At 72.2% G+C, this 13,196-nt stretch carries 11 protein-coding genes; 6 read left to right on the top strand and 5 right to left on the bottom strand.

Annotated elements, in window-relative coordinates; all coding sequences use genetic code 11:
- Positions 1–92 precede the first annotated feature (92 nt).
- Together ACIG5F_RS07175 and ACIG5F_RS07170 are read left to right on the top strand one after the other, a co-directional pair.
- Positions 93–1,301 (top strand): hypothetical protein, encoded by a 1,209-nt coding sequence (locus tag ACIG5F_RS07175; RefSeq protein ID WP_396516536.1) that lies wholly within the window; start codon positions 93–95, stop codon positions 1,299–1,301.
- Positions 1,301–4,903 carry a glycosyltransferase gene (locus ACIG5F_RS07170; protein ID WP_396516874.1) on the top strand — a complete coding sequence of 1,201 codons (3,603 nt, stop codon included), beginning with the start codon at positions 1,301–1,303 and terminating at the stop codon, positions 4,901–4,903. The genes ACIG5F_RS07175 and ACIG5F_RS07170 overlap by 1 nt, the downstream gene beginning before the upstream one ends.
- Here the strand turns inward: ACIG5F_RS07170 and ACIG5F_RS07165 are convergent.
- From ACIG5F_RS07165 to ACIG5F_RS07155, 3 genes are read right to left on the bottom strand one after another with little or no spacing between them, the layout of a single operon-like run.
- Positions 4,900–6,843 (bottom strand): glycosyltransferase, encoded by a 1,944-nt coding sequence (locus ACIG5F_RS07165; RefSeq protein WP_396516535.1) that lies wholly within the window; start codon positions 6,841–6,843, stop codon positions 4,900–4,902. The genes ACIG5F_RS07170 and ACIG5F_RS07165 overlap by 4 nt on opposite strands.
- Positions 6,840–7,844, bottom strand: a complete 1,005-nt coding sequence (locus ACIG5F_RS07160; RefSeq protein WP_396516534.1) for a hypothetical protein — start codon at positions 7,842–7,844, stop codon at positions 6,840–6,842. Before ACIG5F_RS07160 ends, ACIG5F_RS07165 begins: the two co-directional genes overlap by 4 nt.
- 25 nt (positions 7,845–7,869) lie before the next feature.
- The gene (locus ACIG5F_RS07155) at positions 7,870–9,189 is read right to left on the bottom strand and encodes a hypothetical protein (RefSeq protein WP_396516533.1); all 1,320 of its coding nucleotides are present in this window, start codon (positions 9,187–9,189) and stop codon (positions 7,870–7,872) included.
- Between the two features lie 448 nt (positions 9,190–9,637).
- Here ACIG5F_RS07155 and ACIG5F_RS07150 point away from each other — a divergent pair, with 448 nt between their 5' ends.
- The 4 genes from ACIG5F_RS07150 to trxA all read left to right on the top strand — a co-directional run bounded on the left by ACIG5F_RS07150 (position 9,638) and on the right by trxA (position 11,450).
- Positions 9,638–10,015, top strand: coding sequence for a hypothetical protein (locus tag ACIG5F_RS07150; protein WP_396516532.1), 378 nt, complete (start codon positions 9,638–9,640; stop codon positions 10,013–10,015).
- 16 nt (positions 10,016–10,031) lie between these two features.
- On the top strand, positions 10,032–10,646 hold the full coding sequence (locus ACIG5F_RS07145) for a hypothetical protein (protein ID WP_396516531.1): 615 nt from the start codon (positions 10,032–10,034) through the stop codon (positions 10,644–10,646).
- Positions 10,647–10,776: 130 nt separating this feature from the next.
- Complete coding sequence (locus ACIG5F_RS07140) at positions 10,777–11,178, top strand: MerR family transcriptional regulator (protein WP_396516530.1); 402 nt, start codon at positions 10,777–10,779, stop codon at positions 11,176–11,178.
- Positions 11,133–11,450 (top strand): thioredoxin, encoded by a 318-nt coding sequence (trxA, locus tag ACIG5F_RS07135; protein WP_396516529.1) that lies wholly within the window; start codon positions 11,133–11,135, stop codon positions 11,448–11,450. The genes ACIG5F_RS07140 and trxA overlap by 46 nt, the downstream gene beginning before the upstream one ends.
- Here trxA and ACIG5F_RS07130 read toward each other — a convergent pair.
- Entirely contained in the window at positions 11,434–12,099 is a 666-nt protein-coding gene (locus tag ACIG5F_RS07130; RefSeq protein WP_396516528.1) for a response regulator, read from the bottom strand. The two genes, trxA and ACIG5F_RS07130, sit on opposite strands and share 17 nt — an antisense overlap.
- A complete protein-coding gene (locus tag ACIG5F_RS07125; protein WP_396516527.1) occupies positions 12,096–13,178 on the bottom strand; it encodes a sensor histidine kinase in 1,083 nt (360 codons plus the stop codon). The genes ACIG5F_RS07130 and ACIG5F_RS07125 overlap by 4 nt, the downstream gene beginning before the upstream one ends.
- Between the last annotated feature and the right edge of the window lie 18 nt (positions 13,179–13,196).

Here is a 13,196-nt window from a genome sequence, read left to right as displayed (position 1 = left end):
CCGATCTCTCAACGACGTAGTCGAGTACGGCGGCCGAGAGGCCTTCGGCACAATGGCCCGCAGACGTGAGACGTGATCCGGAGGGGTTGAGGATGTCCTGGCAAGAGGAGCTGCAACAGCTCGACAGCGAGCTGGCCCAGGGCCGGGTGACTCCAGAGGACTACCGTCTGCGCCGCGATCAGCTGCTGGGGGTGGCCCAGGGGCAGCAGCCCCAGACGCCGCCCGGCGGCCAGCCGCAGCAGCCGGCCGAGCAGCCGCCGCAGGCCAGCAGCCCGTTCGGCCAGCCGTTCCGCTGGCAGCCGCCGGCCAACCAGCAGAACCAGGCCCCGGTGCCGCCGCCGGCGGAGACGCAGTCGGAGAGCACGCAGGTGATGCGGCCGATCTCCGACGCCCCGGCCGGTGACAGCGCCGAGCGCACGCAGGTGGTGCGCAACACCGGCGACGGCGCGGAACGCACCCAGGTGGTGCCCAACGCCGGCGGTTTCACGCCGGGCCCGCAGACCCCGCCGCCGTGGCAGTCGATGCCGCAGCAGGGCATGCCCCCGCAGGGTGGGCCGCAACCGCAGCAGGAGTACGGCGCGGCGCCGTGGAGCAACGAGCTGCCGCCGGACTTCGGCAAGGCCAGCTGGCCGTTGCAGGGCCCGGAGATCTTCGACAGCGGCAAGAGCAGCCGCAACACCGGCAAGATCATCGCCATTGCGGTGGCCATCGTGCTGGTGCTGGGCCTGGCCGGCGGCATCTACTTCTTCACCGCCGGCTCCAACCACGACGCCACCACCACGACGTCGACCACGCCCAAGCCGACGACCACCACCTCGGCCCCGCCGCCGCTGCCGACCGGCCCGTTCGTGCAGGTGCCGGGCAAGCAGGTCTACAACGTCAACTACTCCATCGCCGACGCGGTCACCAACCACGCGCCGACCGACACCGAAGTGGGCATCCTCAAGAACAACGGCGCGATCCAGGTGGCCGGCGTGGTCACCGAGAACGGCCAGATGCACGAGGGCATCTGGGCGTTCCAGGCCGGCACCGGCGCGGATCCGAAGGCCATCCTGAACGCGATCGACAACTTCTACGCCCAGTCCAAGTACCAGCAGGTGACCGCCGGCATCCCGACCGGCGTCGTGGCCCGCACGCTGGCCGCCGGCAACTCGAACGAGCAGACGGCGTTCCGCGCGCACTACATCTCCAACGGTTACGTGATCCGCGTCGAGACCTACAGCACCGACGCGGCGGCCGCGGAGAAGGCGTTCCGCGACCTGCTCAAGACCGAGACGCAGAAGTACGCGCCTGCGCCGTGATGTCGGGTGAGGTCGGCTACGCCGACGGCGCGGAGTCCGAGGTCCTGCTGGCGCTGAGGGCGGCGCGGGATGTCAGCGCGGGGTCGACGGAGCTGGCGGTGAAGGTCGACTCCTGGGAGACGGCCTATCACTTCTCGCCGCAGCGGCTGGGTCTGCTCGCGCCGCTGCGGCTGCGGCCGGGGCAGCGGGCGGTGGATCTGGGTTGCGGCACCGGTGTTCTGACGCGGGCGCTGGGCGAGGCCGGGCTGGACGTGCTCGGCATCGAGGGCACGGAGGATCGTGCGGCGGCGGCCCGTGAGCGCTGCCGGGACCTGTCCAACGTGCAGATCGTCCGCGGCGAGATCGAGGGTGAGCTGGCCGCCGCCCCGGGCGGCCTCGATCTGGCGGTGCTGTGCGGGGTGTTGGAGTACAGCACCCTCTACGGCGCCGGGCCGCAGCGGCTGCTGGGGCGGGTGCGGGAGGCGCTGTCCGAGCGGGGCGTGGTCGCGCTGGCGATCGAGAACCAGCTGGGCGTGGGCTACCTGCTGGGCCGGCCCGAGGATCACCACGGCAAGTCGTGGGTCGGTGTCGCCGACTATCCGGGCGACCAGCCGCAGCCCCGCACCTGGACCCGGCGCAAGCTGGCGTCGCTGCTGGCCGAGGCCGGTCTGACGGCGCAGCGCTGGCTGCTGCCGTACCCGGACTACAAGATGCCCCGCGTGGTGCTGAACACGGCGCTGTTCGACCGCCCGGACGCCCCCGAGCTGGTGGAGAAGTTGGTCCGCGACCCGCTGCGCGGCGCGTTCGGCGGCGGTCTGATGGCCGCGCCCGGGCGTGAGCTGTATCGGGCGGCGGTGGCCGAGGGCTTCGGCGTCGAGGTCGCGCCGTCGTTCCTGGTGTTGGCGTCGGCGTCCGAGCAGCCGCTGGACGAGCTGCTGGATCCGGGGCTGGCCTGGTTGATCAGCGGCGGCCGCCGGCCGGAGTGGCGGCGCACCCGCGCGCTGGGCCGGGACCTGGTGTTGACGTCGTCCGCCGGCGTGAGCCGACGGGACTGGCTGCGCCAGCAGACCGAGTCGGCGGAGCCGTGGCTCGCCGGCCGGGCGCTGGACGCGGCGATGCTGGACGCCTTGCGGGCCGGCGATGTGGTCGAGCTCCGTCGGCTGGCCACGCTGTGGCAGCAGACGGTGCTGGCCGAGCAGCGGCCGTTGGCGGCCGACGACGAGCGGCATCCCTACCTGCCGGGGCACGAGGGCGTGGCGGTGTTGCCGCCGGATCACCTCGACGTGCACCCGGGCAACCTGGTCCTGACCGACGACGGCGTGCAGCGGGTGGACCGCGAGTGGCTCGCTGGCACCGGGGTCGACGCGGAGTTGGTGCAGCTGCGGTCGTTGCTGGAGTTCGCGCACGACATCCGTGACGGCGGCGCGCCGCACGTGTGGGGCAGCGCGGCGACCGAGCACGACGTGTTGCGCGGCCTGGCCGGTCTGATCGGGCTCGGGCAGGCGGCCGACGAACGGCTGGCCGAGCTGCTGGAGGCCGAGGGCGAGCTCCAGGCGCTGGTCACGGGCACGCCGGCGGCGGCCGTCGTCAAGGCCCTGCACGAGCGGATCGAGCAGCCCGGCCAGAAACCGTTGTGGGCCATGGACGGCGGCCTCGACCGGCTGCTGAGCGACCGCCAGCACATCGGCGGGCTGGAGCAGAGCCTGCACGACGCGACGGCGGACCTGGAGCGGCATCGCCAAGCGCTGTCGGACGTCACCGCCGACCGGGACGAGAAGCAGGCGGCGCTGGCGCAGGCGCAGGCGCGGGCCGAGGAGATCAACGGCCAGCTCGGCATCACCGAGCAGGAGCTGTCGGTCGCGCGGGCCGAGGCGGCCCGGCTGGACCGGCGGCTGGCCATGGTCTTCGCGGAGCTGGCCGATGCGGCGTTGGAGGCCGAGTCGGCGCAGGCCCGCAGTTCCGAGCTGGAGCAGCAGGCGGCACAGGTCGCCGACCGGCTGTCCAAGACCCGGGCCCGGCTGGACGCCCTGGAGAACGCCAAGATCGTGCGGGCCGCGCACCGCTACCTGTGGCCGTCGGCGCGGATCGCCCGCGGCGTGCGGGACATCGCGCTCGGCCGGGCCGGCGACGAGGGCGACGCCGTGATGCGGCGTTCCGGTCCGCTGGCCGGTGTGATCGGGGCGCGGATGCGGGAGTCGGCGCGGCCCAAGCGGGAGGCCGAGCTGCACTACTCGGTCAACGTGCCGCAGCGGCCGATCGCGGTCGGCCGGGGCCAGGTCGTGGACCTGGACGGCTGGGTGGTCAACGCCGGCGTCGCGGTGAAGGACGTCCGCGTGCTGTTCGAGGGCGCATGGCACGCGGCCAGCACCGGCCACTACCGGCCGGATGTCGTTGCCGCGCTTGGACCTTCGGCCGTGCGCACGCCCGGCGGCTGCGGCTTCCGGGTCCGGCTGCCGCTGACGCCGATCGCCACGCCGGTGGACAAGCCGCTGGCTCTGGGGGTGCTGCTGGCCGACGGAACCCTGCTGCGGCGCGAACTTCCGCCGCTGCGGCTGCTTCCGTCCAATGTGGACCCGGTGACGGTGTCGTGGCCCGGGCGCGGTCCGAAGATCGCCGTCTGCATGGCGACCTATCGTCCGGATCCGGCTTTCCTTGCCGCGCAACTGGATTCGATCCGGGCGCAGACCCACGACAACTGGGTGTGCGTGCTCAGCGACGACAACTCGGGCCCGGAGTCGGTGGCGGTCATCCGCCGGCTGATCCACGGGGACGACCGGTTCGTGCTGGTGGCGCACGAGGACAACGTCGGCTTCTACGCCAACTTCGAGCGGGCGCTGGCCGCCGCCCCGGCCGACGCCGACGCGGTCGCGCTGGCCGACCAGGACGACGTCTGGGACCCGGACAAGCTGGCCACGCTGCTGGCGGCGCTGCCCGGCCACGGCCTGGCCTACTCGGACATGCGGCTGGTCGACGAGCACGACACCGTGCTGGCCGGCTCGTTCTGGTCGGACCGCCGCAACCAGTGGACCGATCTGGAAGCGTTGCTGCTGCTGAACACCGTCACCGGCGCGGCCAGCCTGATCGACGGCCCGACGCTGCGCGAGCTGGTGCTGCCGTTCCCGCCGGGCACGCCGTCGGCGTTCCACGACCAGTGGATCGCCGCGACCGCGCTGGCCGATTCCAAGCTGGCGTTCGTGAACCGCGCGCTGTACTCGTACCGGCAGCATGGGCAGGCCGTGACCGGGCACCGTCAGGAGCGGCTGGACAAGGGTCTGCCCGGCAACCTCGGCATGGCGCTACTGGCCTTGGGGCGCAACGAGATTCTCACCGCCGAGCAGGAAGCGCAGCTGGAGGCCGTGGCCGAGTACGAGCTGCGCCGCGTGGCCCAGTTCGCGACGACGCTGCTGCTGCGGGTGAGCAGCCTGACCGCCGAGGACCGCGAGCGGCTGACCGCCCTGAGCGAGGTCGAGCACCGCCGGGCCCCGCTGCTCAAGCTGGCCTCCCGCGCGCGGGAGGAAACCGCTGGGGCGGAACGGTTCCTGCTCAGCGCGGCGCTGCGCTGGCACGCGCTGCGGCGGGCCCGGGCCAAGATCCCGCCCCTGGTCCCGCCGAGTATCGACTAGCTGCTGCTGTACTGGATCTTCTGGCTCGGCAGGGCCCCGCAGTCGGCGATCACGCCTTCCATCTCGGCCCGGAAGGCGGCGGCGGAGAACCTGGTCCGGCAGACCTCGACCAGGGCCTGCTGGATCTCCGTCCACAGCACGTCGTCGGTGAGCATCCGGTGGCACAGCTCGACGATCTCGGCCGGGGACTCGCCGACCAGGTGCCGGGCCATCCAGCCCAGGTGCAGGCCCTCGCCGCCGACCGGCGTGGTGACGAAGGGCAGGCCGGCGGCCATCGAGTCGACAAACTTGATCTTCACGCCGGCCCCGTAGCGCATCGGCACCACGTGCAGCCGGGCCTTGGACAGCCAGACGCCCGGGTCCGGCACCTTGCCCAGGACCTCGATGTCGTCGCGGGCCAGGGCCCGCACCGCCGGCGACGGGTCGGCGCCGATCACCCGCAGCCGCAGCCCGGGATGCCGGCGGGACAGCTCCGGCAGCACCTCGTCGACCAGTTCCAGCACCGCGAACTCGTTCGGCGTGCGCGGCGCGTTGTCGAAGCCGCCGAAGAACGCCAGACCGTCACGGCCCTCCAGGCCCGGCACCTCGCCGGGCAGGCTGGCCGGGTAGCAGGCGACGTGCACGGAGGTGTTCGGCGCGATGCCGCGGGCCCAGCGGGCCTCCTCCTCGCTCACGCAGACCGCCACATCGGCCCAGGTGAAGGCGTGTTCCTCCTGCTCGCGCAGGTGCCGCGCCTCGATCGCCAGCCGTCGGCGGTCGGCCGAGGTCGGCGCCGTCTCGAAGTACTGGCCGGGGCGGCGGTAGAACAGCGCTTCGGAGTCGTAGACCTTGACCGCCTGCGGCTGCGACTTGGCGATCGTCAGGCCGACCTGGGCGAAGTTGTGCGGCCGGAACACCACCACCACGTCGTACAGGCCGGCCCGCTCGGCCGACCAGCGGCGGGCGTCGGTGACCCCCCAGACGACCTCGATCCCCTTGGCCTGCAAGGCCGGCGCGTACTCCTCGGCCCGCTCGGGCGAGTACGCGTAGAAGGTGACGCGGGCGTTCGGGTCGGCCAGCCGCCAGGCGTCGACCACCGCCATGGTGCGGGGGTCGCCCCGGCCGCGGTCGGCCTGCGGCACACGGTCGTCGATCAGCAGCACCCGATAGCCGGCGTTGCGGTCGCGCAGCCAGTACCTGTGGTGCTCGCGACCGGGCTCGTCGAGGCCGACGACGGCCGGGCGATCGGCCAGCTCCTGCGGCCAGCGGCGCAGGAAAACCTTGTGGTTGAGCCGCATCAGCTCGGCCGCGCGGTCGCCGCCGCTGCTGCCGTGCCGGACGTGCACCACCTTGGACCGCGGGTCCACCCACACCGTCCAGCCCAGCGACTTGAGCTGGACCTGGAGGTCGACGTCCTCGAAGTAGGCGATCTCGTAGTCCGCGCTGAAGCCGCCGGCCTGGTGGAAGGCGCTGCGGCGCATCACCAGGCAGGCCGCCGAGGCGTAGTCGACCTGGCGGGCGAACATCTCGTTCTCGGGGCCGTCGATCGCGCGGCACCAGCCGTCGCCGCCGATGACGCTGCCGGCTTCCTGCACGGTGCCGTCGACGTTGAGCATCACGGGCGCGACCGCGGCCACGTCCGGGCGGGTGTCCAGCACCTCCAGCAGCGGCTCCAGCCAGCCCTCGGTGACCTCGACGTCGGCGTTGAGGAAGCACACCAGCTCGGTCTTCGCGTGCCGCACGGCCAGGTTGCAGCCGGCGCCGAAGCCGAGGTTGCGGTCCATGCGCAGCACGGTCGCGCCGGTGAGGTTGGCGGCCAGCCATTCGCCGGTGCCGTCCGGGGACGCACTGTCGGCGATGATCACCTCGTACGGCTGCGGCGTGTGCTCGGCCAGCTTGGCCAGGCACGGCCCGACCAGGTCGCGGCCGCCGTAGGTGACCAGGACGAACGTGATCCTCATGCCCGCCTGATCTTCCCGTAGGTCTCGCGGAGCGGCTGCGACCAGCGCAGCAACTTGGTCTGGCGCAAGGCGTTCAGCTCGCGGTGGTCCTCCGCCGCGCGGGCCAGGGCCTCGCGGTGCAGCTGGCGCTCGTGCTCCAGCTCGGCCCGCAGCCGTTCGACCGCCTCGGAGTCGTCGGCGGCCATCAGCTTGTCCACCAGGATCTGCCGCTCGTGCAGCATGCGGTGGCGCAGCCGTGCGTGGGCGTGCCGCAACGCCGCGTTTTCCGCCGACAGCTCGGCATTCCGCCGCGTCAGGTCGCCGCCGCGCTCGACCAGGACCTGCTCGGCCGCCGCGGCGAACCCGTCGATCTGGGCTCGGGCCTCGCGGGCCATCATGCGCACGTCGATGATCGGGCCCTGGAAAGCCGTGCCCAGCGCGGCCGCCGCCGCCGCGACGTAGGGATCCTCGGTCACGACCTTGCGGGCCGAGGCGATCGCCGCGAGCTTGTCCTCCACGACCACGTCGGCCGGCAGCTCGATGCCGTCCGGGCCGATCACGTAGTCGCCCTCGGGCAACTCGCCGAGCTGGCGCAGCTGAAGCGTCCGGGCGGCCAGGACCTCGGCCGGCGCCAGCGTGTCGGCCAGCACCGCCAGGTTGACCGTCACCGTCGGCAGTGTGAGGGCGAAGAACGGCTCGGCCGACGACGTCCCGTACAACGCGGTCAGGTCGTCGCCGGGGGCGAAGGTCGGGCACAGGATGCTCAGGTGCACCGAGTCGGCGATCTGCTTGAGTCGGCCCTGGGTGGGCTCGCCCAGCGGCTGCGCCACCAGGCCTCCGTCCGACACCGACGGCCGCGACCAGCCCAGCGGGGCGTAGTGCGTCACCCGCCAGCCGGGCAGCCGGGCCAGCAGCTCGCGTTCCAGCACTCGGGGCACCACCTGGTCGCCGAGCCCCGGCAGGTCGCTGCTTCCCCACAGGGCGATGGCGCCGACGGTCGCCGGCTGGGACTCTGCTCGCACGTCGGGCACTGTACCGAGTGGCCGGTCAGCGCTTGGGATGTGCGGCCAACTGCTGGACGATCGTGCTCAGCACGTCGGGCTGGGTCAGCGGGCTGATGCCCGAGGCGATGTTGCGCTCCACGACCTCCAGCACCACGGTGTCGCTGTCCACGATCCGCTGCGCCTCGGCCCCCGGGTCCTGCTGCACGACGGCGCTGGGCGTCAGGCTGATGTCGGCGAAGGTGGCGGCCAGGAACGGCACCGCGTAGTTGGTGAACGAGTCCGTGATCATCGCGGTCTTGCCCTGGACCATGCCGTTGACCGGCTTGTCGGTGTGGAAGCTGACCGTGTCGCGCAGGTCGAACGGGCCCTGCTGGGCGCGGTCCACGCCGCCGTCGGGGGCCAGCCGGTAGGTGTGGCTGGTATCGGTGCCGGTGCGGGCGATCATCGGCGGCAGGTCGGCCGGGCCGTCCACCTTGGCCCCCTCGGTCACCCGCCACGGCACGTCGATGCCCGGGCTGATGGCGCCGGCCAGCGCCCTGGTCATGATCAGGCCGCCGGCGAAGGTCCAGTGCGTGTCCTGCGGGAAGTAGGCCGAGGAGCCCAGCCGGGCCAGCGCCGGCCGCAGGTCGACCGCCCCGGCCTGGCTGGTGACCTCGGCCCAGAACTGGTCGCTGTAGGCCTGTGCGCAGGACTTGCCGGCGTAGCGGTCGGGCAGGTTCTCCGGCACCGCCGTCGACTTGTCCGGCGGCACCACCAGCACGAACTTGCGGCCGGACTGCTCCACCGCCGCGCGCAGCTTGACCAGGGCCGCGATGACGTCGTTGAGCGGCTGCTGGGGCTGGCACTTGCCCTGCGTGTCGTAGCCGAAGTACAGCCAGTTGTTCTTGCCCTCGATGACCCGGGGGTAGCCGGCGATCGGCGGCGGCTCGTTGTCCAGCGGCTTCGTGCCCGGCGACGGCGCCCCGGCCGTGGGGGCCGGGGCCGCCGCGATCGGGCCGCTGGCCGGCTGGGACGGGTCGCCGCTGTCCTCGGACAGCGGCTCGCCGAAGACCGACCGGCTGACGCCGTCGGCCAGCCGGATCGCGTCGTCACGGAAGGACAGGTGGTCGGTGGCCCAGGGGCCCAGCTCGGTGAAGAAGGACCAGCCGTCGGCCGGGCTCGGGAAGGGGTGCAGCGCGCGGTTCTCGATCGACGGCGGCGTGCCGAAGATGGTCAGGCCGAACAGCGGCGTCATGAAGAAGACGACCGCCGTGACCAGGGCGAACCGCTGCTTGCCGTGGCGGGGGCGGTAGAGCGGGTGGTCGTCGGGCAGCGCCGACTCGTGTCGGCTGATCGGCTGTGTGTCCTCGCCCTGGTCCCCCACGGCCAGCACCCTAGCCCAGCCTTCGGCCGCTCCGGGTCGGTACGCTCGACCCGCACGCGACGTTCTCCCGTGCAGATGACGAGGCGCCACCACCAGGTGGACGGTTCTCCATTAACAGGAATTATGTGATCCCGATCACTTCAGAATGGGTTCAGCAGCCCAGCGTGACAGGACAGAGGCAAGACGGTGTGACGCAGTCACCCACCGTGTTTGACTGTGAATCTGTTAATGATGCCTGTATTCCCCAAACGGGTGAATCCCTGTCACCTTGATGTCGAAGGTTCGCCGGTGCCAAGGGGCCGGTGAAGGTGGGGGCTGGACACCTTGGAGGCAACTGTGGCGTTGCAGATAGCGGCGTTGGTCGCGGTCGGTGTGGTGCTGCTGATTCGCGTCGTGGTCGCGAGCTACAACCGTCCGTCCAACCCGTCCGACCGGTAGGCAGGTCGACATGGACGGCGTCCTTGGCAAGCTCGCCGAGCTGCGTGACCACGGCTTCCAGTTCATGAACATCCCCGACGAGGACGGCCGGCTCGACCGGATCATGGGCTACCGCCAGCTGCGCGGCTTCGTCGACACCATCCTGTTCCGCTCCGAGCACGACGCCAAGGCCGGCCGCGCGCCCGCCGTGCACGACTCCGCCCAGCCCGGCAAGGCCGTCTGGCTGTTCGAGGGCACCCTGGCCGAGGCCATCGACCGCCTGCTCGAACTGCCCCCGCCCGGCTCCGCCTCGGCGCCGACCCTGGCCGGCCCCACCGCCGCCCCCGACCTCGTGCCCGCCCATCTCAACCCGTTCCGCATCTGGACGCCCCAGGAAGGCATCGCCTGACGCTAGGTTCTGCCGCATGGCTGGTGAGCAGGTGCCGTTGTGGGTGCCCGTGGCGGTGGCGTTACTGGGGTTGGGCGGCGTGCTGGGGGCGCAGCTGATCGCCGGCTGGCGGGAGGACCGGCGCTGGCGCCGGGAGACCGAACGCGAGGAACTGCGCTGGACCCGGGAGCGGGCCAAGGACCGGGAGAACCGCAGCTACGAGGGCCGGGCCAAGGCCTACGCCGAGGTCATCGGGGCCATCGAGGCCTTCGACTGGGTCCTCTACGACGCCCGCCGCACCCTCCGCGAAGGCGCATCGCTCGACGAGGCCTCCGCCGCCGACCTCCGCAAGGTCTCCGCCCAGGCCCGCAGCTCCCTCGGCGCCGTCAACGTCCACGCCCCCGAACGCATCCGCGCCATGCTGCGGGAATCCCTCGTCCGCCGCTCCACCCTGGCCACCCGCCTGCTGGTCAACCGCCACGGCGACGAGGAACGCGAGCTGTGGCGCGAGGCCCAGCGGGAGTACAAGGTCATGCGCCGGGCCATGCGGGAGGACCTCGGCCTGGACGCCGAAGCCCTCGAGCAAACCCCGCCCACCCAGGGGGCAGACCCCGCTCCCAGTCTATCCGCGGGGGACGCTGAGCGACCTTGAAGATGCGGTGGCTGTGGACAACCGGGGACCTGTGGACAACCGGGAATGCGCAGGTCGGGAGGCTACGGCCTGGAGGTCCAGCGGATGGACGCTGGCCTTCACGCCGGCGTGAAGGTTTACCGTCGCCGGTATGCGCATCGGTGAGCTGGCGGACCGGGCCGGGACGACGACTCGATCGCTCCGCTACTACGAGGAGCAGGGGCTGCTGTCGGCGCGGCGGACGGCCAACGGGTACCGCGAGTACGACGAGGAGGACCTGCGGGCGGTCAACGAGATCCGGTCGTTGTTGGCGATCGGGTTCGCGTTGGAGGACACGAGGCCGTTCGTGGAGTGCCTGCGGGCGGGCAACGAGACGGGGGACGTGTGCCCGGCGTCGGTGGCGGTGTACCGGCGCAAGCTGGCCGAGATGGATGACTGCATCGAGCGGCTGCGGGCGGTGCGGGCGCAGGTGGCGGCCGCGGTCGAGAGGGCGACAGGGGAGCAATCGTGCTGCAAGAGGTCACCGACGCGGATTTCGCGGAGCGGGTGCTGACCAGCGACAAGCCGGTGCTGGTGGAGTTCTGGGCCAGCTGGTGCGGCCCGTGCCGGATGGTCGGCCCGGTGCTGGAGCGGCTGGCCGACGAGCATCCGGAGATCGGCATCGTGAAGATGGACCTGGACGCCAACCAGGTCACGGCCCGCGACTACCAGGTGATGGCCGCGCCGACGATGCTGCTGTTCGAGCGGGGCGAAGTGGTGAAGACGATCGTCGGGGCGAAGCCGAAGGCGGCCATGGAGCGGGAGCTGTTCACTCCCGTGGCGTGACCAGCTTCGACTCGTAGGCCAGCACGACCAGCTGGGCGCGGTCCCGCGCGCCCAGCTTGGTCATGATCCGGCTGACGTGGGTGCGGGAGGTCGCCGGGCTGATCACCAGGTGCTCGGCGATCTCCTCGTTGGACAGCCCGCCGGCGACCAGGGCCAGCACTTCGCGTTCACGGTCGGTCAGCTCCCGCAGGGCCCCCGGGTCGGGGCGGCGGTGTTCGGGCCGGGCGGCGAACTCGGCGATGAGGCGGCGGGTGACCGTAGGCGCGAGCAGGGCCTCGCCGGCGGCGATGACCCGGATGGCGTGCAGCAGGTCGACCGGCTCGGTGTCCTTGAGCAGGAACCCGCTGGCCCCGGACCGCAGCGCCTCGAAGACGTACTCGTCGACGTCGAAAGTGGTCAGCACCAACACTTTCACGCCGGACAGCGCTGGATCGGCGGTGATCTGCCTGGTCGCCACGAGACCGTCGACGCCGGGCATCCGGATGTCCATGACGACCACGTCCGGCCGGTGCTGCCGGGCCAGTTCGACGGCCTCGGCGCCGTCGGCCGCCTCGCCGCGCACCTCGAAGCCGTCCTCGGTCTCCAGCAGCAGCCGGAAGCCGGCCCGCACGAGCTTCTGGTCGTCGGCCAGCACGACCTTGATCGTCATAGCGGCAGCTCCGCCCGCACCAGAAATCCCCCCTCGTCACGGGATCGCGCCAGCAGCGTGCCGCCGAGCGCCAGTGCCCGTTCCCGCATGCCCCGCACCCCGTTGCCCGGCTCGGCCGACACCGGCGAGCCGTCGTCCAGCACTTCCACGGTCAGGCTTTCCTCGTCCCGCGAGAACCGCACGTTGACGGTACGCGCGTCCACGGCGTGCCGGACGGTGTTGGTCAGCGCCTCCTGCACGATCCGGTACGCCGTCGAGTCGACCGGCGCCGGCAGGTCGCCGGGATCGCCGCTGACCTCGACCGACAGTCCCGCGCCGCGGGCGGCCGCGAGCAGCTCCTCGATGCGGGCCAGGCTCGGGGCGGGGGCGCGGTCCTCGCCGGAGCGCAGCACGCCGAGGGTGGCCCGCAGGTCGACCAGGGCCGCCCGGGAGGCCTCCTTGATCGCCAGCAGCGCCTGCTTGGCCTCCTCGGGCCGCCGGTCGGCGACGTGGGCGCCGACGCCGGCCTGCACGTTGATCATGGCCAGGCTGTGCGCGACGACATCGTGCACCTCACGGGCGATGCGCAGCCGCTCCTCCTCGGCGACGCGGCGGGCCCGTTCCTCGAACACCTCGTACTGGGAGCGGCGGTTGGCCCGCACGTACCGGGCCGCGACGCCGATGGCGATCACGGCCGGCACGAAGAACACGTACCGCAGGTCGGTGGCGTCGCGGTCGGTGGTCAGCTGGGCCACCCCGAAGCCGATGACCAGCAGCGATCCGGCGATGCTGGCCCGCAGCGGCCCGACCCGCTTGGCCACGGTGTACAGCGCCAGGGCCGGGAACAGCGGCGTCGGCGCGGACGGGTATCCCGAGTAGAGGTAGCTGAAGGCCAGCACGGTCGAGAGCACGAAGACCACGTGCGGCCAGCGATTGCGCCAGAACAGCGGCACGGCGCCGGCCAGCATCCACGGCACCGCGAACCCGTCCAGTCGCAGCGGCGGCTGGTGCCAGTGCGCGGAAGCCCCCGCGATCAGCAGGCAGCCGATCGCGAGCGGAATGGGCAGCAGCACGGTCTTCCGGCTCCGGCTGAGGGGCACACCCGGACGCTACGACAT

The sequence above is a fragment of the Kutzneria sp. NPDC052558 genome, from assembly GCF_044547355.1.
Taxonomy (GTDB): domain Bacteria; phylum Actinomycetota; class Actinomycetes; order Mycobacteriales; family Pseudonocardiaceae; genus Kutzneria.
Note: the sequence above shows the minus strand (reverse complement) of the source record. Positions and strands in the feature narration are given on the sequence as shown.